Genomic DNA, 24,980 nt, shown 5'->3' on the forward strand with positions numbered 1-24,980 from the left:
GGGGGCACCGCCGGGCCGAGCGGGGCGCAGTCCGGCCGACCGGGGCGCCGTGGCTCCGGTTCGGGGGCGGCGGCCGGTGCGCCCGGCGAATTGCGGTGGGCCCGCGGCGCGGTCGCCGGCATGATGTCCGGGACCGAGCTGGAGGTGTGCCGTGCTGATCGAACTCGACGCCGCCGTCGACGCGCGCGCCGTCGTCCTGGTCGAGGGGGCCAGCGACCGGGCCGCGGTGCTGACCCTCGCGGCACGGCGCGGTCGTGACCTGGCCGCCGAGGGCGTACGGGTGGTGGCGATGGGCGGCGTGACCAACCTCGGCCACTTCCTCGCCCGGCTCGGCCCGGCCGGGCGCGACCTGCGGCTGGCCGGCCTCTACGACGAGAACGAGGAGGGCTTCGTCCGGCGCAGCCTGGAGCGGGCCGGCCTCGGCACCGGCCTGTCCCGGGCGGCCATGGCGGACCTCGGCTTCCACGCCTGCGTCGCCGACCTGGAGGACGAACTCATCCGCGCGGTCGGCCCCGCCGGCGTCCGGGAGGTGTTCGCCGCCCAGGGCGAGGCGCACTCCTTCGAGATCTTCCAGCGGCAGCCGGCACAGCAGGGCCGCCCGGTCAGCGCCCAGCTGCGCCGGTTCCTCGGCACCCGGGCCGGCCGCAAGGAGGCGTACGGGCGGCTGCTGGTCGAGGCGGTGGAGCCGGACCGGGTGCCCCGGTCACTGGACGCGGTGCTCGGGCACGTCTGATCCGCCGCGCCACTCGGGCGCCAGGACCGACCACACCTCGATGTCGACGCGCCGACCGGCCGGGCCGGGATAGACCTGCCGCAGCGTTCCGTCGTGGTGCATGCCGAGCCGGCGGGCGACGGCGATGCTGCGGGCGTTCTCGGCGTTGGTCCGCCACTCCACCCGCTGGATGCCCCGCTCCCGCACGGCCCAGTCGACGATCCGGCCGACCGCGCGGCTGATCAGGCCGCGTCCCTCGGCGCCGGGTTCCAGCCAGCAGCCCGCCTCGGCCACCCCGACGGTCACGTCGAACGAGACGAACATGACGCCGCCGACCAGGGTGCCGGACCGCCAGATCCCCCAGATGCCGCCGGCGTCGCGCGCCCAGCGGTCGGCGTAGCGCTGCAGCACGGCGCGGGCCGAGGGCAGGTCGGTGGCCACGAAGGACGGTGACACCCAGGGCGCGATGTGCTCCCGGGCCCGGTCCAGGTGGGCCAGGAACTCCTCGGCCAGCCACGGGTCGAGCGGACGCAGCTCCGCGTCCTCGGTCAGGGGCAGGGCGAACACGGAACCTCCGTCGCGTGCGGGACAGGTCGCCCCCGATCTTGCCGCCGGCCGCGACCGGCGGCCCCAGCGCCCCCGGCAGGAAAGGGACAGCTGAGGACTTCCGGGTGTATACATTCGGCGTATACGCGATGTGTATAGTCCCCGGCATGTCGATCGGACAGACCTTCCTCGGCCTCCTGGAGGCCACCCCCCGGCACGGCTACGACATCAAACGCCTCTACGACGAGCGCTTCGGCCACGCCCGCCCGCTCGCCTACGGCCAGGTCTACGCCACCCTGTCCCGACTGCTGCGCAGCGGCCTGGTCGAGGTCGAGGCCGTCGAGCCCGGCGAGGGCCCGGAGCGCAAGCGGTACGCGATCACCGAGGCCGGCGTCACCGACGTGGCCGGCTGGCTGGCCCGGGCCGAGAAGCCCGAGCCCTACCTGCAGAGCACCCTCTACACCAAGGTGGTGCTCGCGCTGCTCACCGGCCGCAGCGCCGCCGACCTGCTCGACGTGCAGCGCGCCGAGCACCTCCGGATGATGCGCGAGCTGACCCGCCGCAAGCGCGACGGCGACCTCGCCGAGCAGCTGATCTGCGACCACGCCCTGTTCCACCTGGAGGCCGACCTGCGCTGGCTGGAGCTGACCGCGGCCCGCCTCGACGAGCTGGCGAAGACGGTGCTGCCGTGACCGGCCCGCTGCTGGTCGCCGAGGACCTGCACCGCTCGTTCGGGCCGACCCGGGCCCTGGCCGGCGCGAGCCTGCGGGTCGACCGGGGTGAGGTGGTGGCCGTGATGGGCTCGTCCGGCTCCGGGAAGTCCACCCTGCTGCACTGCCTGGCCGGCATCGTCCGGCCGGACTCCGGACGGGTGCGCTTCGCCGGGCGCGACCTGGGCGCCCTCACCGACAGCGAGCGCAGCGCGCTGCGCCGCGCGGCGTTCGGCTTCGTGTTCCAGTTCGGCCAGCTGGTGCCGGAGCTGACCTGCCTGGAGAACGTGGCGCTGCCGCTGCGGCTGGACCGCCTGGGCCGGCGCGAGGCCGAGCGCCGGGCGGCCGAGTGGCTGGACCGGCTGGAGGTCGCCGAGGTGGCCGGCAAGCGGCCCGGCGAGGTCTCCGGTGGGCAGGGGCAGCGGGTCGCGGTGGCCCGTGCGCTGGTGACCCGGCCCCAGGTGGTCTTCGCCGACGAGCCGACCGGGGCGCTGGACTCGCTCAACGGCGAACGGGTGATGCGGCTGCTCACCGGAGCCGCCCGGGAGACCGGCGCGGCGGTGGTGCTGGTGACGCACGAGGCGCGGGTGGCCGCGTACTCCGATCGGGAGGTGGTGGTGCGCGACGGGCGTACCCGCGACCTGGAGCCCGCCGCGTGAGCCGGCTGCGCGACGGCGCGGCCGACCTGGCGATGGGCGCGCGGATGGCCGTCACCGGCGGCCGGGAGGGCTGGCTGCGCGCGGTGCTCACCGCGCTCGGCGTCGGCATCGGCGTGGCGATGCTGCTGCTGGCGGCCGCCGTACCGCACGCGCTGGACGCCCGGCAGGCCCGCGGCGACGCCCGCGACGACCTGCGGATGGGCGAGCGGATCCCGGCCGCCGCGAACACCCTGCTGATCCAGGCGACCGACAGCGCCTTCCGGGACCGACCGGTCCGGGGCCGGGTGCTGCGTCCCGAGGGTCCGGCCGCGCCGGTGCCGCCGGGGCTGACCATGCTGCCCGGTCCGGGTGAGGTGGTGCTCTCCCCCGCGCTGCGCGACCTGCTCCGCTCGCCCGACGGCGCGCTCTTCGCGCCGCGTCTCGGCGGCGCCCGGATCACCGGCACCATCGGCCCGCAGGGCCTGGCCGGGCCGAACGAGCTGGCCTACTACCTGGGCAGCGGCACGCTCTCGGCGGACCAGGGTGCGACCCGGCTGGACGCCTTCGGGGGCGGGTTGCCCGGCGAGGGCTTCGGCCCGGTGCTGATGCTGCTCGTGGTGGTCGTCTTCGTCGTACTGCTGCTGCCCATCGCGGTCTTCCTCGGCGCGGCCGTGCGGTTCGGCGGTGAACGCCGGGATCGGCGGCTGGCGGCGCTGCGGCTGGTCGGCGCGGACGCCGGGATGATCCGCCGGATCGCCGCCGGCGAGGCCACCGCCGCCGCGCTGCTCGGCGTCGCGGTCGGTGGCCTGCTCTTCCTGGCCGGGCGCCAGGTGGTGCCGCTGGTCACGCTGATGGACCTCAGCGTGTACGCGGCCGACGTGCGCCCGCCGCTGGCGTTGGTCGTCGGGATCGCCCTGGCGGTGCCGGCGCTGGCGGTGCTGGTGGCCATGGTGGCGCTGCGCGCGGTGGTGGTCGAGCCGCTCGGGGTGACCCGGCGGGCCACCCCGGTCCGCCGCCGGCTGGCGTGGCGGCTGCTGCTGCCCGGCGCCGGGCTGGGACTGCTGCTGGCCGCCGGGGCCGGCGTGACGCCGGTCGGCGCCGAGAACCAGACGGCGGCCGGCGCGGTGCTGCTGCTGATCGGCACTGTCACCCTGCTGCCCTGGCTGACCGACCTGGTGGTCCGCGGGCTGCGCGGCGGCCCGGTGCCGTGGCAGCTGGCGGTACGCCGGCTCCAGGTCGACAGCGCCGCCTCGGCGCGGCTGGTGAACGGCGTCGCGGTCGCCGTCGCCGGCACCATCGGCCTGCAGATGCTCTTCGCCGGCGTGGCCGACGAGTTCACCCACTCGACCGGGCAGGATCCGTCCCGTGCCCAGGTGCTGGTGCAGTTCCCGGCCCGGCCGGACGCCGCCGCCGCGCTGGACCGGCTGGCCGCCGCCCCGGGCGTGACCAGCACCAACGGCACCCTGGTCACCGCGCTCACCGCCGTGGACGGCTATGCCGACCTGCGGATCGGCGACTGCGCCGAGCTGGCCGAGTTCGCCCGACTCGACCGCTGCGCCGACGGGGACGTGTTCGTGGTGCGGGCACCGGGCGCCGAGAGCCAGTCGGCGGCCGTCCGGCCCGGCGCCACCGTGGCGGTGGGCGACGGCGCCGGCACCTGGCGGGTGCCCGACGCCGCTCGGGAGGCGCCGGTCCGGCCCCACCCGGCCGGCCACCAGGAGACGGCCGTGCTGGCCACCCCGGCCGCCGTCGCGCCGGCCCGGCTGGGCCCGCTGCGCACGGACGCGTACCTGCGGCTCGACCCGGGCCGCCCGGACGCGATCGAGCACGTCCGCAACGCGGCCGCCGGTGTCGACCTGTCCGCCAGCGTCCTCACGCTGACCCGCACCACCCAGGCCACCAAGTTCGTGAACATCCAGCGCGGCCTCTACATCGGCGCGGTGGTCACCCTGCTGCTGATCGCGGCCAGCATGCTGGTCGGTGTCCTGGAGCAGTTGCGTGAGCGGCGCCGGCTGCTGGCCATGCTGGTCGCGGTCGGCACCCGACGGAGCACACTGAGCTGGTCGGTGCTCTGGCAGACAGCGGTGCCGGTGCTGATCGGGCTGGCCCTGGCGGTGGTCTTCGGGCTGGGGCTCGGCGCGGTGCTGCTGCGCATGGTGCAGGCCCCGGTGGTGATCGCCTGGCCGGTCCTCGGCCTCTCCACCGCCCTCGGCGCAACCGTGGTGCTGCTGGTGACCGGGCTCAGCCTGCCCGTGCTCTGGCGGCTCACCCGCCCGGACGGCATCCGCACCGAGTGAGTCGGGACCCCGGCCGGCGCGCCCGCCGGCCGGGGTCAACCCACCGGCGGGTGGCCGGGACGGGGCGGCGGGCACCCGGCGACCGGCGCTGCCGTCGAGGGCGCGGTCAGGCCGGCGGCGCGGGCGCGGTCGCCTCGGCCAGCAGCTCGGCCAGGTGCACGGCCCGCACCGCCGACCGGCGGCGGCGCAGTCCGGTACGCAGCTGACGCAGGCAGCCGGGGTTCACCGCCACCACCAGGTCCACCCCGGCGGCTTCGATCTCGTCGAGCTTGGCGTCCAGGATCCGCCGGGAGTCGTTCGGCCGCAGCAGCGAGTACGTGCCGGCGGCGCCGCAGCAGGTGGCCGCCGAGGGCAGTTCGACGTAGTCGGCCACCTGGCGCAGCAGCGCCCGGGGCTCGGCGAAGACGCCGAGCCCGTTGCGCAGGTGGCAGGAGTCCTGGAGGGTGACCCGGGCCCGCCGGCCGGCCACCCGCAGTTCGGTGCCGGGCGGCCGGCCGGCGAGCCAGGTGGACAGCTCCCGCACCCGCCGCGGCCCGAGCACCGAGGCCAGATGTGCGGCGCAGCCGCCGGAGGTCGTCACGATGGTCCCCGGCAGCTCCTCGCCGAGCCGCCGGGCCAGCCGCTCACCGCCGGCCAGGTCGCCGTTGTGCGCGTGCAGCGCCCCGCAGCAACCCTGCGCGCTCGGTACGGCCAGCGCCGGGTCGAGGGCCCGGGCCGCCCGGCTGACCGCCGGGTAGAGCGCCCGCTCGAAGCAGCCCAGCATGAGCTGCCCGGCGGGTTCGCCCGCGCCCGATTCGGCGGCGGCCGGTTCAGCGGCGGTGGTCGGCGGGGCGGCGGCCGGTCCGGCGGTGGTCGGCGAAGGTGCGGCCGGGCCGCGGGCTGCGCCGCGTACCAGGCCGAGCAGGCGCAGCAGCCACCGTTGCCCGGCGACCAGGGTCAGCGCCCGGGCGAGCGGTGGCCGGCGCCGGCCACGCCACTGGTGCACCCGCCACTGCTCCAGCAGGCTGCCGTACTGCACACCGGCCGGGCAGACCGGCTCGCAGGCCCGGCAGCCCAGGCAGAACGAGGACTGCTCGGCGAGGGTGGGATCGTCCGGGGGCAGCGTGCCGTCCTGCAGGGCCCGCATCAGGGTGATCCGGCCGCGCGGCGAGGACGCCTCGTCGCCGGTCATCGCGTACGTGGGGCAGGCGGGCAGGCAGAAGCCGCAGGAGATGCAGCGGGACAGCTGCCCGGGGTCGAACACGTCGCCGGTCACGAGCCCAGCTTTCCGGGGTTGAGGATGCCCGCCGGGTCGAAGGCGGTCTTGATCCGGCGCAGCAGGGCGAGCTGGTCGTCGCCGAGCCGGGCGGCCAGGAACGGCAGTTTCGCCGCGCCCACCCCGTGTTCGCCGGTGATGGTGCCGCCCAGGTCGAGGGCGGCGGCGAAGACGTCGGCGAAGGCCGCCTCGGCACGGCGTACCGCGTCGGTGTCGTCGGAAGAGTCGAGGACGCAGGTGGGATGCAGGTTGCCGTCGCCGGCGTGGCCGAAGGTGGCGATGGCGACGCCGTGCCGGGCGGCGATCGCGTCGATCCGGTCGACCATCTCGGCGATCCGCGGTCGCGGGACCGTCGCGTCCTCCAGGATGGTCACCCCGCCGCGCCGGGACAGCGCCGGCAGCGCGCAGCGCCGGGCGGCCAGCAGCGCCTCGGCCTGGGCGACCTCGCGGGCGGTGGTGACCTCCACCGCGCCGGCCGCCACGCAGGCCGCGCCGATCCGGTCGAGGTGGGTGGCGACCAGGTCCGGCGGGCCGTCGTCGCCGAAGAGCAGCAGCGCTCCGGCGTCGGTCCGCAGCCCCAGGTGGGCGAAGTCCTCCACGGCGTCGATGCAGGCCCGGTCGAGGAACTCCAGGGTCGCCGGCACCACCCCGGCCCGGATCACCCGGGCCACCGCCTCGCCCGCCTCGGCCAGCGACGGGAAGTACGCCACCCCGGTGTTGGCGGAGGCGGGCGCCGGCAGCAGCGCCACGGTCGCCTCGGTGATCACCGCGAGGGTGCCCTCCGAGCCGGTGAGCAGCCGGGTCAGGTCGTAGCCGGCCACGTCCTTCCAGAGCCGGCCGCCGGTGCGGATCACCTCGCCGGTGGGCAGCACCGCCTCCAGCCCCAGCACGTAGTTGCGGGTGACCCCGTACTTCAGCCCGCGCAGCCCGCCGGCGCAGGTCGCGATGGTGCCGCCGACGGTGGCGACGGTCCGGCTGCCCGGATCCGGCGCCCAGAGCAGCCCGTGCGCGGCGACCGCGTCGGCCAGCACGGCGCTGGAGACGCCGGGCTGAACCCGGGCCAGCAACTCGTCGGCGCTGATCTCCAGGATCGCGTTCAGCCGGGTCAGCACCAGCACGATCCCGCCGCGCAGCGGCACGGTCGCCGCGCACAGGTTCGACCCCGCGCCGCGCGGCACCACCGGCACGCCGTGCCGGGTGGCCAGCGCCAGCACCGCGGCGACCTCGGCGGTGTCGGCCGGGAACGCCACCGCGTCGGGCCGGTGGGTGAAGAGCGGGGTGGCGTCGCGGGCGTACGCGACGAGGTCGCCCTCGGCGTCGTGCACGTTCGCCGGGCCGACGATGTCGCGCAGCTCGGCGCGGACGGTCGCGGACAGTGCCATGCCCACCCTTTCCGGCACGCCGGTCGCGCCCGAAGATTTCTGCCGGTCTGATGACAGCGCCCGGCAAGGACTTTCACCCGATCATAGTGAGCCGGGCCGGTCAGGTGAAGCCGGCGGTCACCGGGGCGGGGGCAGGTGCTCGCACAGGGCGGCGTACTCGGCGACGGTGAGGAAGGAGGGGTTGGCCGCCTGCGGCTGGCGGAACACCTCGGCGCCGGCCAACCGCGGGTCGGCGCGGAGCAGGTCGCGGGAGACCCGGTGCGGTTCGGGCAGCACGGTCAGCGCCAGGGGCAGCGTCCACGTGCCGTCCCCGGGCACCGGGGCGGCGGCGACCCGACCGACGCCCCACACGCCGTAGCGGAGCCGGCCGCGGCTGCCGCTCGCCCAGAACACCACCGGTTGGCCGGCACGCATCAGCCCGACCCGGTAGCCGGGCCGGACGCACCAGGCGTCCACGTGCGGATCCTTGGCGAACCGCCCGGCCAGGTCGACCCGGTCGGCGTTCCCCTTGACCAGCCACGCACCCAGCCCGTCGAGGGTCACCCGGCGCTCGCCCACCGGCCCATCCTGCCGCACCCGGCGCCGGGCCGCAGCGCGCCGCCGGCGCGACCCGCGCTGGCCGGCCGCCGCCGCGCTCAGATGATGAAGTGGGTCCAGTAGGCGAGCCAGGTGACGAAGAGCGCGCCCTGGAGCAGGGCCAAGGCGGCGGTCAGCCAGACGTCGAGGGTGGCGTGCCGGGCCCACCGGGCCAGGGCCAGGCCGACCGGGAACGCGGCGAGCAGGTAGCGCAGCAGGCTCTTGTACACCGGCGGGCCCATCGACAGCGGCACCAGCACCATGATCAGCCCGTAGACGAGGTAGGGCAGGCCGATCCGGCGGGCGGCCGCGAGCAGGACGACCAGCACGGCCACCGCTATCCACACCCGCACCGCGTCCCGCGTCGGCGCGTCGGTCAGGCCGTGCCAGATCACCGGCAGCGGGTTCTGCACGCTGATCCCCCAGCCCTTCTCCTGGGCGTGCTTGTAGGCGAACCAGTCCCCGCTCTGCCAGTAGCAGAAGGCCATGAAGGTCACCCAGCCGGCGGGCACCAGCAGCAGCGGCCAACCCGTCCGCACGTACCGCCACAGCGCCCGCGGCCCGAGCCGGTAGTCGCCCTGGCGCAGCAGCACCAGGGCCAGCGGGAGGACGACGAAGAACCCGACCGAGCGACTCAGCGCCAGGAAGAAGCCGACCACGCCGACCACCAGCCACTGCCGCCGCTCGGCGTAGTGGAACGCGGCCAGCGCCAGGCAGAGGAAGAGCGACTCGGTCAACGCCGCCTGGAACAGGAACGCCGCCGGCAGCAGCACCAGGTAGCGGACGAACCGGCGGGCCGCCGGGTCGTCACCGAGCAGCCGCTCCCCCAGCCGGTACGCGTAGTAGAGCATCAGCAGGAACGCCACGTTGGCGACCACCAGCAGGGCCAGCGCGGTGTTCCCGCCCAGCAGCGGGGCCAGCGGCCGGGCCAGGAACGGGTAGAGCAGCGGGAAGCCGAAGTCGCGCCACGGCTCGTCCAGCGGCAGCCGGGCCAGGTGGTCGTAGAGGAACGTGTCCCAGGCGAACCAGAGCGAGAACCACCGGTGACCGGAGACCGCCCGCTGTTGATCGCGCATCGTGGTCTCGTCCGGCGGCGGCGCCCAGGGCACCTCGTCGAAGGCGCTCAGCGCGAGCAGCCCGACGAGGCTGAGCACGACCTTCGTACCGACGAAGACCGCCACCACGTACGGCCAGGGAGCCGGCACCCGGGCCACCGCCCGCCGCGCTCCGGCGGCCACCCTCCCGGCGCGGCCGGCGAGCACGCCGCGCCCGGCCGCGTCGGCCCGCCCCCTGTCGCCCATGCCTCTCCCGGATCCGGCCACCCGGCCACGAACGGTGCCACATCCCCGTTCCGCGGCCGTTGACACGTCGACCGGCGCACCGAACGGGAGTGACATCCCCGCCCAGGCGGGTATGCGGCCCCCCTCCACACGACAGAAAGCGGCAGGTCATGGCGGACGAGCACGGCACGGTGGTCATCGGCGCGGGACCGGCGGGACTGACCGCGGCGTACGAGTTGCTGCGGCGCGGCGCGCCGGTACGGGTCTTCGAGGCCGACGAGGTGGTCGGCGGAATCAGCCGCACCGTAGAGCGGGACGGCTGGCGGTTCGACATCGGCGGGCACCGGTTCTTCACCAAGGTGCCCCGGGTCGAGGAGTTCTGGCACGAGATCCTGCCCGACGAGGACTTCCTGCTCCGCCCCCGGATGAGCCGGATCTACTACCGCGGCGCGCTCTACGACTACCCGCTCAACGCGACGAACGCGCTGCGCAACCTCGGGCTGCGCGAGGCAGCGCTCTGCATGGGGTCGTACGCCCGGGCCCGGCTGCGCCCGCCGAAGGACCAGTCGCACTTCGAGGGGTGGGTCTCGGCCCGGTTCGGCTGGCGGCTCTACTCGATCTTCTTCAAGACGTACACCGAGAAGGTCTGGGGCATGCCGGCCGACCAGTTGCAGGCCGACTGGGCCGCGCAGCGGATCAAGAACCTGTCGCTGGCCAAGGCGGTCCGCAACGCGGTGCTGCCCAAGCGCAACCGCAAGGACGTGACCAGCCTGATCGAGGAGTTCCAGTACCCGAAGCTGGGGCCCGGCATGATGTGGGAGCGGTGCGCCGAACAGGTGCGCCGGCGCGGCGGCCGGGTGGACACCGGGACCTGGGTGACCGCCGTGCACCGCGACCCCGAGCGTCGCCGGGCGGTCGCCGTGACGGTCAACGGCGCGGGCGGGCAGCGTACCGAGCCGGCCGAGCACGTCATCTCCTCGATGCCGATCTCGGAGCTGGTCGCCGCGCTGCGCCCGGCGGCCCCGCCGGAGGTGCTGGCCGCCGCGGCCGACCTGCGCTATCGGGACTTCCTCACCGTCGCGCTGGTGGTGCCCGAGGAGTTCTCCTTCCCGGACAACTGGATCTACGTGCACGACCCGGCGGTGAAGGTGGGCCGGATCCAGAACTTCGGGTCCTGGTCGCCGCACCTGGTCAAGGACGGCCGCACCTGCCTCGGGCTGGAGTACTTCGTCTTCGAGGACGACGAGACCTGGCGTACGCCCGACGCCGACCTGATCGCCGCCGCGACCGCGGAGCTGGAGCGGCTCGGCCTGGTCCGCCCCGGCGTGGTCGAGGCCGGGTACGTGGTGCGGATGCCGAAGGCGTATCCGGTCTACGACGAGCGCTACCAGCACAACGTCGACGTGATCCGGGACTGGCTGGCCCGCGAGGTGCCCAACGTGCACCCGGTCGGCCGCAACGGCATGCACCGGTACAACAACCAGGACCACTCGATGCTGACGGCCATGCTCACCGCGGAGAACATCGCCTGCGGCACCGGCCACGACGTCTGGTCGGTCAACGTCGAGCAGGACTACCACGAGGAGTCCGCGAGCCGCGACGGCGACGGCCGGCACGGCACCGGCCGGGACGCGCCGGTCATGCCGGCCCGGCCGGTCGAGGTCGCCGGCAGCACCGGAGCCGCCGGCCCCGATGGCGCCGATGGCGCCGACGGGACCGCGGGGGCCGCCGGGGCCGCGGGTGACGGTCGCGCCGGGAAGGCACCGGCCGAGCAGCCGGCACAGGTACGCCTCGGCTGAGCCACGCGCTCGCGGCCGGCCGGAAAACCGGTGTCCGGGCCGCCACCGGGTCGGTGCCCCTGAGCTGATGTGGCAACCGACTCGGCCGTCAGGCACCTGCCGCACTGGTGCGGGAGGGACTAGTGTGGCGCGCGTGACGCGGACGGCGCGGCGGAGCGCGGGATGAGCGGGGCGAGTCCCACCCAGCGGGTCCTCTCCCCCACCGACGTGGCCGGCTACGTCCGGGCCTCGTTCGGACCGGATCGTGGCGTGGCGGCGTGCGGCCCGCTGGCCGGGGGCGGTTACGCCGCCGTCTGGTGGGTCCGCCTGGACGACGGCCGCGAGACGGTGCTGAAGGTGGCCCCGCCGCCCACCGTGCCGCTGCTGCGCTACGAGCGGGGCCTGACCGCCGCCGAGGCCCGCTACTTCCGGCTGGCGGCGGCGCACGCGCCGGGGGTTCCCGTACCGCCGGTGCTGCACCACGGCGTGGATCCGGTGCTGGGCGAGTGGCTGGTCACCGGCCGGCTGCCCGGCCGGTCGCTGAGCGACCTGGCAGCGTCCGGAGTGGACGGCGACCGGGCGCGGTACGACTTCGGCACGGTGCTGGCCACCGTGCACCGGGTCACCGGCGACCGCTTCGGCTACGACGACGGACGGACCGGCGGGTCGACCTGGGCCGAGGCGTTCGCCGCGATGATCGAGGAACTGCTCGCCGACGCCGCCGACTGGCGGGTACCCGTGCCGGTGGAGCGGATCCGGTCCGTGGTGCGACGGCACCGGCGGCTGCTCGACCAGGTACGCCGCCCGGCGTTGGTGCACTTCGACGGCTGGGACGGCAACGTGCTCGCCGAGCCCGACGGCGACGGCCCGTACCGGATGTGCGGGCTGGTCGACGGGGAGCGTTACCTCTTCGGCGACCCGCTCGTGGACCTGGTCTCCCCGCTGCTGCTGCGCCGGGCCGAGGACGAGCCGGACCACCCGTTCCTCCGCGGCTACGCCGCCGCGGCGGACGAGCCGCCGGTCTTCGACGCCGGCGTGCGGCGCCGCCTCGGGCTCTACCGGATGCACCTCTACCTGCTGATGATCGTGGAGATGCCCAGCCGCGGGATGACCCCGGCCAGCCACCCCGACCGGCAGCCGGGGCTCGCCCGCCTGCTCGACGAGGAACTGACCGCCCTGTCCCATGACTGACCTCGACGGTGGTGACCCGGTGGGCAGGCGGCTGCGATGAGCGGGCGGACGACGGCCGAGCGCCTGCTCCTGGTGACGGTGGTGGACCGCTGGTTCCACCTGCGCGAGCCGGTCTTCGTCGAAGCCGGGCAGTCCTACTGGGTAGACCGGAAGGCCGACGAACTCTGCGTGGATCGGGGCGACGGCCGCGTGACGCGCCATGCCGGCTGGATGTGCCGATAGCCGTCGGGGCGCCGCGATGTCCTCAAGCCGGGGAGGCAGATGTCGCACAGCCGGGGGTGAACCGTGACCGGCCCGGGCGGGCACGGCCGGACCGGACGATCTCCGCGGAGACCGCGCCCGCCGAGGAGCGGACGCACGCGACCGTGACACCTCTGCGGCATATTCATGACGCAGGGGTATCAGCCCACCGAGGGTGAGGTGCTCGCCCCGACGGCACGCCGATCGCCAGAGGACCGCGCCCGTCGCCGACGAGGCGGGCGCGGTCGGTGTGGGTGCCGAGTGAGGGTGCGGTGTCCTGAGGCCGAGCTGCGCGGTTCGGCGAGCCGGCGCCGGTGCGAACCCGATGTCCGGCGAAGTGCGGTCTGTCCGTTTCATGGTGTCCGGCCTTGGGTCCGGGTGCCGGGTTTGGGTGCCGGTGTGGGGTGGTCGGGGCCACCCTGGCGGCGGAATCGGTGGCGGGTCGGGGTCGTTGAACATGGCATACCCGCGCCACACCCCGGGGTGCTGGCCTCGCGGGTAGCGGCCCAGCCGGATCGCGGGTGGAATGCCCGCCCGCTGCGGGTCGTTCACACCCCCGACGGGCCGAGCACGCCCCCGGCCCCCGGAGCCCCCGCCGGAATGGTGGGCCGGCCCGGATGGTTACACCCCGGGACGCCCGAGCAGGCCCCTGGCCGCCGGAGCAACCCCCCTTCCTTTGCACGACCTTTCCTTGCGCGCAGCCCACACCGCCCCCCGTTTGGTGTGCTGTCGCGTTCCCCCGATCGAAAGGCTTGTGATCATCATGCGTACCGACATCCTGCGTAAGACCGCTCTGACCGCTGCTGGTCTCGCCTTCACCGGCGGCGCCCTCGCCGCCCCCGCCACCGCGTTCGCCGCCCCGGCCGAGAAGCCGGCCGTGTCGATCACCACCGACCGCAAGCACGGTGAGCGGGAACTCGGCGTGCGCTACGAGGCCCAGCCGAACTTCTACTACTGCGGCCCCGCCGCCGCCCGCAACGCCCTGTCCGTGCAGGGCAAGAACATCGACGTCCACGCCATGGCCAAGGAAATGGGCACCACCGAAGCCGGCACCAACTCCATCAACGACATCACCCCGGTGCTGAACAAGCAGACCGGTAAGGACGTCTACCACAGCGTCGAGATCCGCGACCGTGCAGCGGACGACAAGCAGACCGACAAGCTGCGCGCCGACGTCATCAAGGCCGTCGACGAAGGCCGCGCCGTGGTCGCCAACATCGCCGGCACCGCCACCGACACCAACGGCAACAGCCACTCCTTCGAAGGCGGGCACTACATCAGCGTCGTCGGCTACCGCGACGGTGGCAACACCGTCACCATCGCCGACTCGGCCAACCCCGACACCGCCAGCTACCGGATGAACATCGACAACCTCGCCGACTGGATCGCCACCCGCGGCTACACCGCCTGACAACCACCACCGGCGACCCACACAGGCGACGAACAACCGCACAAGCGAGACAACGCCGAAGGGCCGACCCCCACCGGGGGCCGGCCCTTCGGCGTCTTCACCACCCACGCAACGACCGACGACTCCGCCGCCGCACCCCTTACCCAAGTGGCTTGACAGCCACCCGGCAGGGTGTCAGCATCTTCTGACAGGGGGGTGTCAGCATCTTCTGACACCGGGAGGGCTGAGGAATGGACGAGACATCGCCCACCGGGGAGGAACTGCTCGCCGCGCTCGCGGCACTCGCGAGCCCGCACCGGCTGCGGATCATCGCCGCACTCGCGGAGGGGCGCAGCTACGTCAGCGAGTTGGCGCGGCGCCTGCAGATGAACCGGCCCCTGCTCTACATGCACCTGCAACGGCTTGAGGCCGCCGGGCTGGTCGCCGGCACGTTGGAGACAGCAGCCGACGGCAGCTCGGTGAAGTGGTTCGAGGTCGTGCCCTTCGCGCTGTCGTTGACCCCCGCCACGGTCGCGGCGGCCGTACCGACACTGGCAGCCGGTGGCTCCGGAAAGGAAGAGAAGTGACGACAGCAGCAGCCGACAACGTCGCCCAGATCGGGATGATCACGTCGACCGTCCTGTTGATCGCCCTGGTGGCGATCGTGGCGTTCGTGGCGCTGGGCATCTACCGGGCCCGGCACTCCGCCGCTCGGGAGGCGCACTACCGCGGCCTCGCCGAGCAGGCGTCCGACGCGCAGGCGCGCCTGGCCGAGAGCTCCCAGCAGACCACCGCGGAGCTGCAGGGCCTGCGGTCGGACGTCAAGGCGACCCACGTGGAACTGGCGAAGGTCAGGGAACGCCTGACCGAGCTGGAGCGTCTGCTGAGCCAGATCGGCTGACCGCACTCCATGGGACAGATACGAGGCACGACGTTGAGGCGCTGGTCACGCCCGGCCGCGACGGTACTGATCGCGGTCGCCTGCCTGGGCGCCACCGGCGTCATCCCGGCACGGGCCGCCGAGGACGACACCACCCGGGTGCGGACCTACCTGGACCGCTATCGGGACGCCAACCACATACCTGGACTCGCGGTGGCGGTGGTCCGCGGCGACCGGGTGGTGCAGGAACACGTCCTCGGCCTCACCGGTGACGGCACACCGGTCACGGCACAGACCCCGTTCCTGCTCGGGTCGGTGAGCAAGCCCTTCACCGCGCTGACGGTACTTCAGCTCGCCGAGGCTGGCCGGATCAACCTCGACGCACCGGCCCGCGACTACCTGCCGTGGTTGCGGCTGAACGGTGCCGAGGAGACCGCGCGGGTTACCGTCCGGCAGCTGCTCACCCACACCAGCGGGCTGCCCGAGGTGGCCACGATCGGTCTGACCGACCGCTTCGACAACACCGAGGGCGGGCTCGCCCGGTCGGTGCGGGACCTCGCCGGCGTGCCGCTGGCCGGGCCGCCCGGTGCGGGACACCGGTACAGCGACGCCAACTACATGATCCTGGGTGCGCTGGTCGAGGAGGTCACCGGTGAGACGTTCGCCCGCCACCTGCGTCGTGCCGTGCTCGAGCCACTGGGGATGCGGCGCACGGCAGCCACCGCCGGCGAGGCCGAGCAGGTGCGGCTGCCCGCGGGGCATCGCCGCTACCTCGGTCGGCCGCAGCGCTTCGACCCGCCGTACGACACCTCCGGCGTTCCGTACGGCTACCTGGCCAGCAGCCTCGCGGACCTCGGCCACTTCGCGGTCGCCCAGCTCGACGGCGGCCGGTACGGGTCGGCCCAGGTGCTGTCGGCCGGCGGCGTCGAGCAGATGCACCGGGGTCATGCCCCCATCAGCAGCGGCGGCCGGTACGCCCTGGGCTGGCGGGACACCGCTCTGGACGGCGGCGCCACCCGGCTGGTCTGGCACGCTGGCGCCACCCCCGGCTACTTCACGCACCTGGTACTGGTGCCCGGCTCCGAGCTGGCCGTGATCGTGTTGGCCAACCTCTACCACCCGGCCGCGGACCCGGCGCTCGCCTCGGCCGGTTTCGACATCGTGCGGATCCTGCTCGGGGCCGCACCCGCACCGGCAGAGAACGACACTCTGCTGCTCTCCATCGCCCCCGTGCTGTTCGGCTTCGCCGGCCTGCTCCTGCTCGTGCTGGCCGCGACGCTGGTACGCGCCGTGCGCCGGCACCGCACCGGGTCGGTCCGGGCCGGGCCGGGTGGACTCCCGCAGCAGCTCCGCCGCTCGCGGCCCGGCGTCCGGGCGCTGGTGGTGGCCGCCGGGTGGGCGGCCCTGGCCGGCGCGGCGCTCGGGGTGTTGCCCAGGTTCGTGGGCGGCCTCGACACGCTGCTCCTCTGGGCGCCGGACGCCGGGCACGCCGTGCTGGCCGTCGCCGCGCTGGCCGGGGCCCTCGCGCTGGTGACCGTCGCGTCCGCGCTGGCCGGTGCGGCGTCCCGGACACCGCGCCCGGCGGCGTCCGCCCGGCCCGGCGGAAGGACGTTGCCGGCCCCGGTCAACGGCCCCTAGGGTGCTCGCCGTGCAGATCCGGCCGTTCACGCAGTCCGACTGGTCCCAGGTGTGGCCGATCCTCCACGAGGTGATCCGGGCGCAGGAGACCTTTCCCTACGACCCGGCGATGACCGCCGGCCAGGCGTACGACATGTGGGTGGAGCAGCCGCCGGGGCTCACGGTGGTCGCGGTGGACGGCGGGGCGGTGCTCGGCACCGCCAAGATGGGCACCAACCGACCGGGGCCCGGCTCGCACGTCTCCACGGCGAGCTTCATGGTGGCCCGGGAGGCGCGCGGCCGGGGCGTGGGCACCGCGCTGTGCCGGTACACGCTGGACTGGGCCCGCTCGCGGGGCTACGCCGGGATGCAGTTCAACGCGGTGGTGGCGACGAACACCGCCGCCGTGGAGCTGTACCGGCGGGAGGGCTTCGCGGTGGTCGGCACCGTGCCGGGCGCGTTCCGGCACCCCAGCCTCGGCCGGGTCGGCCTGCACGTGATGTACCAGGAGTTCCCGGACGCCAGCGTGCCGGGAGCCGCCTGACGCCGGGCGGCGTTCCGGCCCGCGCCGACCGGGGTCGGCGCGGGCCGGGGACGGGTGGCGTGGTGCCGGAGCTGGGACCCGTCGCGGACGAGAGGTGTCAGCTGACCTTCTTGGTGGCCAGGATCGCCTTGGCCAGGTTCTCCAGCAGCGGCGCCGCGCCGGCGTACGAGAAGCGCGGCACCGCGTCCCACGGCGTGACCTGGTTGGCCTTGACCGCCGGCAGCTGCGCCCAGGTCGGCTTGGCGGTGAGGTCCTTGGCCTGCAGCGCGGTGCTGCGGTTGTCCAGCAGAATCAGGTCGGCCGGGAACTTGCCGGCGTTCTCCCAGCTCAGCGCCTCGAAGTAGTCGCCGGCCTCGAGCTTGGTCGGCACCACGATGTCGACCCCGAGTTCGGCGAAGTACATCAGGTCGGTGCTGACCTTCGGGTTGGAGACGTAGAACAGGTCGGGGCTGCCGGAGGCGGCCATCACCTTGATGCCCGGGTTGGTCTTCACCGCCTGCCGGACCGACTCGGCGGCGGCCTCGAAGCGGGCCTTCGCGTCGGTGACCTTCTTGGCCGACAGGTCGGCGCCGAGCGACTCGGCGAGCTGGGCGTACCGCTCGATCGGCTTGGTCATCGGCACCCGGGCGGTGGTCACGGCCACGCTGGGGGCCAGCGGGAGGATCTTGTCCTTGCTCTCGTCCGGCACGTACCAGAGCGCTCCGGGGTCGTACATGTGGGTGACCAGCAGCTCCGGGCGCAGGGCAGCGTACTTCTCGACGCTGAACTCGCCCCAGACGTTGCCGAGGATCTCCACGCTCTCCACGTTCAGGTCGCCCGCCTGCGGGTCCTTGGTGCCGTCCGCTCGCTTCGTCTCCCCGAAGACGCCGACCACCTGCTTGTCGAGTCCGAAATCGACCAACGCCGCCGCGGTGCCGGTGAAGGCCACCACGCGGGTCGGCCGAGCCCCGGCGCTCACCTTCTCGTTGCGGTCGTCGGTGAACGACCAGGGGCCGGAACCCTTGCTGGCCGCCGGAGATGGGGAGTCACCGTCGCCACCGCAGCCGGCGAGCAGCGCGGCGAAGGTGGCGGCGCCACCGGCCAGCAGGCCGCGGCGGGAGAGTCGACGGGCGGACACGGGATCAGGCATGACGTCGTCTTTCGATCAGGGTCGGAGGGGGTGACCGTGGACAGCCCGGTTAGGTTAACCTAACCTAATCGCCTGTCAAGTTCGGCGCCCCCAAATCGGAGCTCACACTGTCCGTCATCCAGTCACCACGCAGCGGTGACCTGCCCGCGATCCCGGCCGTGCCGCCGCCGCCCCGAAGCGGCCGTGCCGCGCTGCGGGCCGCCGGTCTGGCCGTCGCCCTGCTGCTCCTCGTCGCCGTCACCGTGCTCAGCATCGCCGTCGGCGCCAAGCAGCTGCCGCTCGCCGAGGTGTGGCACGGGCTGCTCGACCCCGACTCGGCCGAGTACGCCGTCGTGCACCGGATGCGGCTGCCGCGTACGCTGCTCGGCCTGCTCGCCGGCGCCGCCCTCGGGGTGGCCGGCGCGGTGATGCAGGCGCTGACCCGCAACCCGCTCGCCGACCCCGGGCTGCTCGGCATCAACGCCGGCGCCGCCGCGGCGGTCGCCACCGCCGCCGCCTTCCTCGGCGTCACCGCGATCGACGGCTACGTCTGGTTCGCGCTGCTCGGCGCCGCCGCCGTCACCGCCGGCGTGTACGCGGTCGGCGGCGGCCGGGCGGCCACCCCGGCCCGGCTCGCGCTGGCCGGCGCGGCGCTCAACGCCACCCTCTACTCGTACGTCAGCGCGGTGATGCTGCTCGACGCGGCGTCCCTGGACCGGCTGCGGTTCTGGACGGTCGGCTCGCTGGCCAGCGCCGAGACCGCGACGGTGCTGCGGGTGCTGCCGTTCATCGGCGCCGGCCTGCTGGTCGCCCTGGTCGCGGCCCGCCCGCTGAACGCCCTGGCCCTCGGCGACGACTCGGCGCGGGCGCTGGGCGCCCGGCCGGCGCTGATCCGGGCCGTGGTGATCGCCGCGATCACGCTGCTCTGCGGGGCGGCCACCGCGGCCTGCGGCCCGATCGTCTTCGTCGGGCTGCTGGTGCCGCACCTGGTCCGCGCGCTGACCGGGCCGGACCTGCGCTGGCTGCTGCCCTACTGCGCGCTGCTCGCGCCGGTGCTGCTGCTCGGCGCGGACGTGCTGGGCCGGGTGCTCGGCCGCCCCGGCGAACTCCAGGTCGGCATGGTGACCGCGGTGCTCGGCGGGCCGCTGTTCCTGTGGCTGATCCGGCGGGGAAGGGTGGCCCACCCGTGATCGTCCTGCGTACCCCGGGCGGGGTGTCGCTGCGGCTGCGCCCGCGCGCGCTCGTCGTCGGCGCCGGTTGCGCGCTGCTCGCCGCGGCCCTCGGCGTGCTCGCCCTGGGCAGCGGCGACTACCCGATGAGCGCCGCCGACGTGCTGCGCACGCTGACCGGCGGGGGCAGCCCGGCGGAGGAGTTCATCGTCACCGAGCTGCGCCTGCCCCGGCTGGTCACCGCCGTCTGCGTCGGCGCCGCCCTGGCCCTGGCCGGCGCGGTCTTCCAGTCGCTGGTGCGCAACCCGCTGGGCAGCCCGGACGTGCTCGGGTTCACCCAGGGCGCGTCCACCGGCGCGCTGCTGGTGGTCGTGGTCGGCGGCAGCAGTCTGGCGCTCGGCGCGGCCGCGGTGGCCGGCGGGCTGGTCACCGGGGTGCTGGTGCACGCCCTCGCCTGGCGGCACGGGCTGCCCGGCTTCCGGCTGATCCTGGTCGGCATCGGGGTCACCGCGATCCTCACCGGGGTCAACGGCTACCTGCTGACCCGGGCGCCGCTGATGGACGCGGCCCGGGCCGTGCTCTGGCTCACCGGCAGCCTGGACGGCCGGGGCTGGGTCAACGCGCTGCCGTTGCTGATCGCGCTGGCGGTGCTGGTGCCGGTGGTGTTCCTCGGCCGCGGGCCGGCGCTGCGGATGATCGAGCTGGGTGACGACGCGGCCAGCGCGCTGGGCGTGCCGGTGGAGCGGGTGCGGCTGCTGCTGCTCGGCGCGGCGGTGCTGCTGGTCTCCCTCGCCGCGGCCGCCGCCGGGCCGGTGTCGTTCGTGGCGCTCACCGCGCCGCACCTGGCCCGCCGGTTGACCCGGGCACCGGGGCCGAACCTGCTGCCGGCGATGGCGGTCGGCGCGGCCCTGCTGGTCGGCGCCGACCAGCTGGCGCAGCGGGCGTTCAGCGGGCACCAACTGCCGGTCGGCGTGGTCACCGGCGTGATCGGCGGCGGCTACCTGGTCTGGCTGCTGGCCACCGAACGGAAGGCGGGCCGGCTGTGACGACCACGAACGAGAACGGAGCACCGACCATGCAGCACCGGCTCAGCGGCGAGGCGATGACGCTCGCCTACGAGCGGCGCACCGTCGCGCAGGACCTGACGGTCGCCGTACCTGACCGGTCCTTCACGGTGATCATCGGCCCGAACGCGTGCGGCAAGTCGACCCTGCTGCGGGCGCTGGCCCGGCTGCTGCGACCGGCCGCCGGAGCGGTGCTGCTGGACGGGGAGGACATCCACCGGCGCTCGGCGCGCAGCGTCGCCCGGACCCTCGGGCTGCTGCCCCAGTCGTCCATCGCGCCGGACGGGATCGGGGTCGCCGAACTGGTCGCCCGTGGCCGCTACCCGCACCAGCGGCTGCTGCGGCAGTGGTCGCGCGAGGACGAGCGCATCGTGACCGAGTCGATGGCCGCCACCGGCGTCGCCGACCTCGCCGACCGCGCGGTCGACGAGCTCTCCGGCGGGCAGCGGCAGCGGGTCTGGATCGCCATGGCGCTGGCCCAGCAGACGCCGCTGCTGCTGCTGGACGAGCCGACCACGTACCTCGACATCGCCCACCAGATCGAGATCCTCGACCTCTGCGCCCGGCTGCACGAGGAGCAGGGCCGCACCCTGGTGGCGGTGCTGCACGACCTGAACCACGCGGCGCGCTACGCCACCCACCTGATCGCCATGCGCGAGGGTCGGGTGGTGGCCGCCGGACCGCCCGCCGAGGTGGTCACCGCCGAGCTGGTCGAGGAGGTGTTCCGGCTGCCCTGCCGGGTCATCGACGACCCGGAGAGCGGCACCCCGCTGGTCGTGCCCGCCGCCCGCCGCCGGGCCGGCGCGGGGACGCCGTGGGCGACCGGGACGTCCGCCGCGGTGGCACCGTGAGGGACCGGACCGCGCGCCACGGTGGCGCCCTGAGCGACCGGACCGCCCGGCGCGGCGCGGCCGGCCGTCCGGCCGGTGGCGGGGGCCGGCGATGACCATCCGGGTCTTCCGGGACGCCTGGGGTGTCCCGCACCTGCGCGCGGAGAGCCCCGACGAGCTGGCCTTCGCCCAGGGCCGCAACGCCGCCGTCGACCGGGCCTGGCAGCTGGAGGTCGAGCGGCACCGGTCGCAGGGCACCAGCGCGGCGTTCCTCGGCCCGGAGGCGGTGGAGTGGGACCGGTTCGCCCGCCGGGTCCGGCTGGACGACACCGCCCGGCGCTGCCACGCCGGCCTCGACCCGGCCACCGCGAGCTGGGTCGGGCACTACGTCGACGGGGTCAACGCCGGGCTGGCCGAGGGCGCCGCCCGGGCGCCGGAGTTCGCCGCCACCGGCCTGGCCCCCGGGCGGTGGCAGCCGTGGACCCCGCTGGCACTCTGGCTGAGCCACCACATCCTCTTCGCCGGCTTCCCCGGCAAGCTGTGGCGCGAGCACGTGGCCCGGCACCTGGACGACGGCGCGATCACCCTCTTCCACACCGACGGGCCGGCCACCTCGGGCAGCAACGGCTGGCTGGTGGCCGGTGAGCGCACCGCGAGCGGGGCGGCGCTGCTCGCCGGCGACCCGCACCGCTTCGTCGAGGACCCGGGCATCTACCAGCAGGTCCGGCTCGCCTGCCCGGAGTACGACGTGGTGGGGTTCGCCGTGCCCGGGGTGCCCGGGCTCGGCCACTTCGGGCACGCCGGCGAGGTCGCCTGGTCGATCACCAACGCGATGGCCGACTACCAGGACCTGTACGCCGAGCGGCTGCGCCGGCGCGGCACGGCGGTGCAGGCGTACGGGCCGGACGGCTGGCGGCCGGCCCGGGCGCACGTGGAGACGATCGAGGTGGCCGGCTCGGCTCCGGTCGAGGTCGAGGTGGTGGAGACCGACCGGGGCCCGGTGATCGTCGGCGGCCCGGACGAGGGCGCGGCGGTCAGCCTGCGCTACCCGCCCCGGGTCACCGGGAGGCTCGGCTTCGCCGCGCTGCCCGCGCTGCTGCGGGCGCGTACCGTCGCCGACGTGGACGCCGCCTTCGACCACTGGGTGGAGCCGGTGAACGTGGTGCAGGCCGCGGACACCGCCGGTGGCCTGCTGCACCGGGTCGCCGGCGCGGTGCCGGTACGGCACCCGGACAACCGGCTGCGCGTGGTGCCGGCCTGGGAGCCGGGACACGCCTGGCAGGGCTGGCACGCCCCGCTCCCCCGGGCCGAGGTGGACGGCGTCGCGGTGATGGCTAACCAGCGCGGCCTGGCCGCGCCGCTCGGGGTGGAGTTCGCCCCGCCGCACCGGGCGGACCGGATCCGCCACCTGCTCGACGCGTCGACCGCCTGGCGGGCCGCGGACATGGCGCGCGTACACACCGACACCTATCTGGGCTCGGCCGAGCCGCTGCTGGCGCTGCTCGACGGCCTCAGCGGACTCAGCCCGCGGGCCGCCGCGCTGCGCCACCGGCTGCGCCGCTGGGACCGCCGGATGGACGCCGACAGCGTGGACGCGGCGGCCTTCGCCGCGCTGCGCGCCGCGGTGGTCCGCCGGTTCGCGGCCCACCCCGCGCTGGCCGGTCTCGCCGACCCGCCGGCCGGTCCGGAGCTGTTCCGGCCCTGGCTGGCGCTTACCCCGCGGGTCGGCTACGCGCTGGAGTCGCTGCTGCGCGACGGACTGCCCGAGGTGGACCGCCCGGCGCTGGTGCACGCGGCGGCCGAGGAGGTGGCCGCCGCCGACGCCACCGGCAACTGGGGTGAGCGGCACCGGCTCGCACCGTGGCGCGCCCTGCCCGAGCCGGCCGCCGAGCCCGGGCCGGAACTGGCCGGCGACCACGACTGCGTGCTGGCCACCTCCAGCGTCCCCGGGGTGACCGACGTCTGCCTGCGGGCCCCGGTCGCCCGGTACGTCTGGGACCTGGGCCGGCGCGAGGAGAGCCGGTGGGTGGTGCCACTGGGTGCCTCGGGCGTGCCCGGCGACCCGCACCACCGTGACCAGCAGCCGCTCTGGCTGACCGGGCGACTGGCCCCGGTCACCACCGACTGGGAGCAGCTCACCGAGGAGTGAGATGAGCACTGAGCAGCCCATCGCCACCGAGCCCGGACCCGACCCGCACCGGTACGCCCGGCAGGTGCCCGGCTTCGGCACGGTGACCATCCGGCCGGTCGACCCGGACACCGACATCGACCTGCTGCACGGCTGGGTGACCCAGGACCGGGCCCGGTTCTGGGGGATGCTCGACGCCGACCGGGAGCGGGTCGAGGAGATCTACCGCTACCTGGACTCGTCGCCCACGCACCACGCGTACCTGGTGCGCCGGGACGGGGTGCCGGTCGCGTTGCTGCAGACCTACGACCCGTACGCCGACCCGGTCGGCGAGTGCTACGACGTCCGCCCCGGCGACTACGGCATCCACCTGCTGCTCGGCCCGCCGACGTCGGCCGAGCACGGGTTCACCGGCACGGTGGTCGGGGAGATGCTCCGCTTCGTGCTGTCCGATCCGGACCGGCGCCGGATCGTGGTGGAGCCGGACGCGCGCAACGAGCGGGCGATCCGCCGGCTGCTGCGTACCGGCTTCGTGGCCGGCCCGCAGGTCGAGCTGCCGGAGAAGCGGGCCCAGCTGCTCTTCCTGGAGCGCGCCAACGCGCCTCGTTGACGGCGGCGCGACCGGCCGGCCGGCCGGTCCGGGCGGGGATCCGGCCGCGCCGCGGGCCCGCCGACCGGCCCCGGCGGGCGGCACGGCGACCGGCCGACGGGGCGGGTCGAGCCGGTGCCGCGGTCCGATACCTTGGTCGCCATGCCCTTCACTGCCCACGTGTTGCGGGTGCTGATCGCCTCGCCCGGAGACACCGCCGCGGAACGGGACGCGGTGACCGAGGCCCTGCACGGCTGGAACGCCGCCCGCGCCGAGCGGGAACAGGTGGTGCTGCTGCCCCGGCGGTGGGAGACCAACGCGGTGCCCCGGCTCGGCGGCAGCGCGCAGAGCGTCATCAACGACCAGCTCGTCGACCGCGCCGACATCGTGATCGCCCTGTTCGACTCGCGGCTCGGCATGGCGACGGCGGCGGCGGTGTCCGGCACCGCGGAGGAGATCGAACGGTCGCACGCGGCGGGCAAGCCGGTGCACGTCTACTTCTCCACCGAGCCTATCCCCCGCGACGCGGACCTCGGGCAGGTGCAGGCCCTGCGCTCGTTCCAGGAGCAGCTGTCAAAGCTGGGACTGCTCGGCACGTACGCCAGCCCGGAGGACCTCGGGCACCAGGTGCGGCAGGCGATCGAGGGCGATCTCGACCTGCTCGGGCTCGGCGCGGCGCCCCGCCGCCCGACCGGCCGGGAACACGCCGTGCTGCGCGCCCGGTACGACAGCGAGCGGGAGCAGTACCGGGACGACCGCGGTGCGGTGAAGTACCGGACCCGCCGGGAGCGGCTGGTCGTCACCAACGCCGGGGACGCGAAGGCGGAGCGGGTGCGGGTCGGCGTCGAGAGCCTCGCCGGGCAGGGCACCCCGCCCCGGCTGTACGGCGACGAGGCGCCGGACATCCTCCCGGGCAGCGAGTTCTCCTGGCCGTTGATGGGCGCGTTCGGGGACGGCCGCGCGTTCACGGTGGTCATGCGCTGGACCGAGGGCGACGACGAGTTCACCGAGACGCAGCACGTCTCCCGCTAGGACGGACGGGCCGGGGTGCGCCCC

24 protein-coding genes are annotated in these 24,980 nt (G+C 75.0%); 18 read left to right on the forward strand and 6 right to left on the reverse strand.

The features are described from left to right. Positions 1 to 151: 151 nt before the first annotated feature. Positions 152 to 733: a TOPRIM nucleotidyl transferase/hydrolase domain-containing protein gene (locus Q3W71_RS14495; RefSeq protein WP_302919837.1), complete on the forward strand. Its 582-nt coding sequence runs from the start codon at positions 152 to 154 to the stop codon at positions 731 to 733. Here the strand turns inward: Q3W71_RS14495 and Q3W71_RS14500 are convergent. After that, positions 704 to 1,279, reverse strand: a complete 576-nt coding sequence (locus Q3W71_RS14500; RefSeq protein ID WP_302919838.1) for a GNAT family N-acetyltransferase — start codon at positions 1,277 to 1,279, stop codon at positions 704 to 706. The two genes, Q3W71_RS14495 and Q3W71_RS14500, sit on opposite strands and share 30 nt — an antisense overlap. Before the next feature lie 146 nt (positions 1,280 to 1,425). Between Q3W71_RS14500 and Q3W71_RS14505 the strand changes: the two genes are divergently transcribed. Genes Q3W71_RS14505 through Q3W71_RS14515 form a run of 3 tightly spaced genes read left to right on the forward strand, consistent with a single transcriptional unit; the run spans position 1,426 to position 4,903 of the window. Further along, on the forward strand, positions 1,426 to 1,950 hold the full coding sequence (locus tag Q3W71_RS14505; RefSeq protein WP_302919839.1) for a PadR family transcriptional regulator: 525 nt from the start codon (positions 1,426 to 1,428) through the stop codon (positions 1,948 to 1,950). Further along, positions 1,947 to 2,627 carry an ABC transporter ATP-binding protein gene (locus Q3W71_RS14510; protein WP_302919840.1) on the forward strand — a complete coding sequence of 227 codons (681 nt, stop codon included), beginning with the start codon at positions 1,947 to 1,949 and terminating at the stop codon, positions 2,625 to 2,627. The genes Q3W71_RS14505 and Q3W71_RS14510 overlap by 4 nt, the downstream gene beginning before the upstream one ends. Next, positions 2,624 to 4,903, forward strand: a complete 2,280-nt coding sequence (locus Q3W71_RS14515; protein ID WP_302919841.1) for an FtsX-like permease family protein — start codon at positions 2,624 to 2,626, stop codon at positions 4,901 to 4,903. Before Q3W71_RS14510 ends, Q3W71_RS14515 begins: the two co-directional genes overlap by 4 nt. A gap of 106 nt (positions 4,904 to 5,009) precedes the next feature. On the opposite strand, the gene Q3W71_RS14520 is transcribed toward Q3W71_RS14515, so the two are convergent. The 4 genes from Q3W71_RS14520 to Q3W71_RS14535 all read right to left on the reverse strand — a co-directional run bounded on the left by Q3W71_RS14520 (position 5,010) and on the right by Q3W71_RS14535 (position 9,417). Next, positions 5,010 to 6,158: a (Fe-S)-binding protein gene (locus Q3W71_RS14520; RefSeq protein ID WP_302919842.1), complete on the reverse strand. Its 1,149-nt coding sequence runs from the start codon at positions 6,156 to 6,158 to the stop codon at positions 5,010 to 5,012. Beyond that, positions 6,155 to 7,540: an FAD-binding oxidoreductase gene (locus tag Q3W71_RS14525; RefSeq protein WP_302919843.1), complete on the reverse strand. Its 1,386-nt coding sequence runs from the start codon at positions 7,538 to 7,540 to the stop codon at positions 6,155 to 6,157. The genes Q3W71_RS14520 and Q3W71_RS14525 overlap by 4 nt, the downstream gene beginning before the upstream one ends. A 117-nt stretch (positions 7,541 to 7,657) precedes the next feature. Further along, positions 7,658 to 8,098 (reverse strand): hypothetical protein, encoded by a 441-nt coding sequence (locus tag Q3W71_RS14530; protein ID WP_302919844.1) that lies wholly within the window; start codon positions 8,096 to 8,098, stop codon positions 7,658 to 7,660. Positions 8,099 to 8,175: 77 nt separating this feature from the next. Next, entirely contained in the window at positions 8,176 to 9,417 is a 1,242-nt protein-coding gene (locus tag Q3W71_RS14535; RefSeq protein WP_302919845.1) for a hypothetical protein, read from the reverse strand. Positions 9,418 to 9,566: 149 nt separating this feature from the next. Between Q3W71_RS14535 and Q3W71_RS14540 the strand changes: the two genes are divergently transcribed. From Q3W71_RS14540 to Q3W71_RS14575, 8 genes are all read left to right on the forward strand, one after another. Further along, the gene (locus Q3W71_RS14540) at positions 9,567 to 11,195 is read left to right on the forward strand and encodes an NAD(P)/FAD-dependent oxidoreductase (RefSeq protein WP_302919846.1); all 1,629 of its coding nucleotides are present in this window, start codon (positions 9,567 to 9,569) and stop codon (positions 11,193 to 11,195) included. Between the two features lie 162 nt (positions 11,196 to 11,357). Continuing rightward, positions 11,358 to 12,365 (forward strand): phosphotransferase family protein, encoded by a 1,008-nt coding sequence (locus tag Q3W71_RS14545; RefSeq protein WP_302919847.1) that lies wholly within the window; start codon positions 11,358 to 11,360, stop codon positions 12,363 to 12,365. Between the two features lie 36 nt (positions 12,366 to 12,401). Further along, on the forward strand, positions 12,402 to 12,587 hold the full coding sequence (locus tag Q3W71_RS14550; RefSeq protein WP_302919848.1) for a hypothetical protein: 186 nt from the start codon (positions 12,402 to 12,404) through the stop codon (positions 12,585 to 12,587). Positions 12,588 to 13,368: 781 nt separating this feature from the next. After that, on the forward strand, positions 13,369 to 14,016 hold the full coding sequence (locus Q3W71_RS14555) for a C39 family peptidase (protein ID WP_302919849.1): 648 nt from the start codon (positions 13,369 to 13,371) through the stop codon (positions 14,014 to 14,016). 230 nt (positions 14,017 to 14,246) lie between these two features. Then, on the forward strand, positions 14,247 to 14,582 hold the full coding sequence (locus Q3W71_RS14560) for a winged helix-turn-helix domain-containing protein (protein WP_302919850.1): 336 nt from the start codon (positions 14,247 to 14,249) through the stop codon (positions 14,580 to 14,582). Next, a complete protein-coding gene (locus Q3W71_RS14565) occupies positions 14,579 to 14,896 on the forward strand; it encodes a hypothetical protein (RefSeq protein WP_302919851.1) in 318 nt (105 codons plus the stop codon). Before Q3W71_RS14560 ends, Q3W71_RS14565 begins: the two co-directional genes overlap by 4 nt. A gap of 33 nt (positions 14,897 to 14,929) precedes the next feature. Next, a complete protein-coding gene (locus tag Q3W71_RS14570; protein WP_302919852.1) occupies positions 14,930 to 16,513 on the forward strand; it encodes a serine hydrolase in 1,584 nt (527 codons plus the stop codon). Between the two features lie 10 nt (positions 16,514 to 16,523). After that, positions 16,524 to 17,036 (forward strand): GNAT family N-acetyltransferase, encoded by a 513-nt coding sequence (locus Q3W71_RS14575; protein WP_302919853.1) that lies wholly within the window; start codon positions 16,524 to 16,526, stop codon positions 17,034 to 17,036. Positions 17,037 to 17,133: 97 nt separating this feature from the next. Here Q3W71_RS14575 and Q3W71_RS14580 read toward each other — a convergent pair whose 3' ends face one another. Then, complete coding sequence (locus Q3W71_RS14580) at positions 17,134 to 18,165, reverse strand: ABC transporter substrate-binding protein (RefSeq protein WP_302919854.1); 1,032 nt, start codon at positions 18,163 to 18,165, stop codon at positions 17,134 to 17,136. 218 nt (positions 18,166 to 18,383) lie between these two features. Between Q3W71_RS14580 and Q3W71_RS14585 the strand changes: the two genes are divergently transcribed. The 6 genes from Q3W71_RS14585 to Q3W71_RS14610 all read left to right on the forward strand — a co-directional run bounded on the left by Q3W71_RS14585 (position 18,384) and on the right by Q3W71_RS14610 (position 24,956). Continuing rightward, on the forward strand, positions 18,384 to 19,334 hold the full coding sequence (locus Q3W71_RS14585) for an iron ABC transporter permease (RefSeq protein WP_231928855.1): 951 nt from the start codon (positions 18,384 to 18,386) through the stop codon (positions 19,332 to 19,334). Beyond that, positions 19,331 to 20,359, forward strand: a complete 1,029-nt coding sequence (locus tag Q3W71_RS14590) for an iron chelate uptake ABC transporter family permease subunit (protein WP_302919855.1) — start codon at positions 19,331 to 19,333, stop codon at positions 20,357 to 20,359. Before Q3W71_RS14585 ends, Q3W71_RS14590 begins: the two co-directional genes overlap by 4 nt. 29 nt (positions 20,360 to 20,388) lie before the next feature. After that, a complete protein-coding gene (locus tag Q3W71_RS14595) occupies positions 20,389 to 21,228 on the forward strand; it encodes an ABC transporter ATP-binding protein (protein WP_302920415.1) in 840 nt (279 codons plus the stop codon). A gap of 97 nt (positions 21,229 to 21,325) precedes the next feature. After that, positions 21,326 to 23,356, forward strand: coding sequence for a penicillin acylase family protein (locus Q3W71_RS14600; protein ID WP_302920416.1), 2,031 nt, complete (start codon positions 21,326 to 21,328; stop codon positions 23,354 to 23,356). Position 23,357: 1 nt separating this feature from the next. After that, a complete protein-coding gene (locus tag Q3W71_RS14605) occupies positions 23,358 to 23,945 on the forward strand; it encodes a GNAT family N-acetyltransferase (RefSeq protein WP_302919856.1) in 588 nt (195 codons plus the stop codon). 141 nt (positions 23,946 to 24,086) lie between these two features. Beyond that, on the forward strand, positions 24,087 to 24,956 hold the full coding sequence (locus Q3W71_RS14610; protein ID WP_302919857.1) for a hypothetical protein: 870 nt from the start codon (positions 24,087 to 24,089) through the stop codon (positions 24,954 to 24,956). Positions 24,957 to 24,980 lie beyond the last annotated feature (24 nt).

It is taken from the genome of Micromonospora sp. C28SCA-DRY-2 (assembly GCF_030519475.1).
In the GTDB taxonomy this organism is placed as follows: Bacteria; Actinomycetota; Actinomycetes; order Mycobacteriales; family Micromonosporaceae; genus Micromonospora.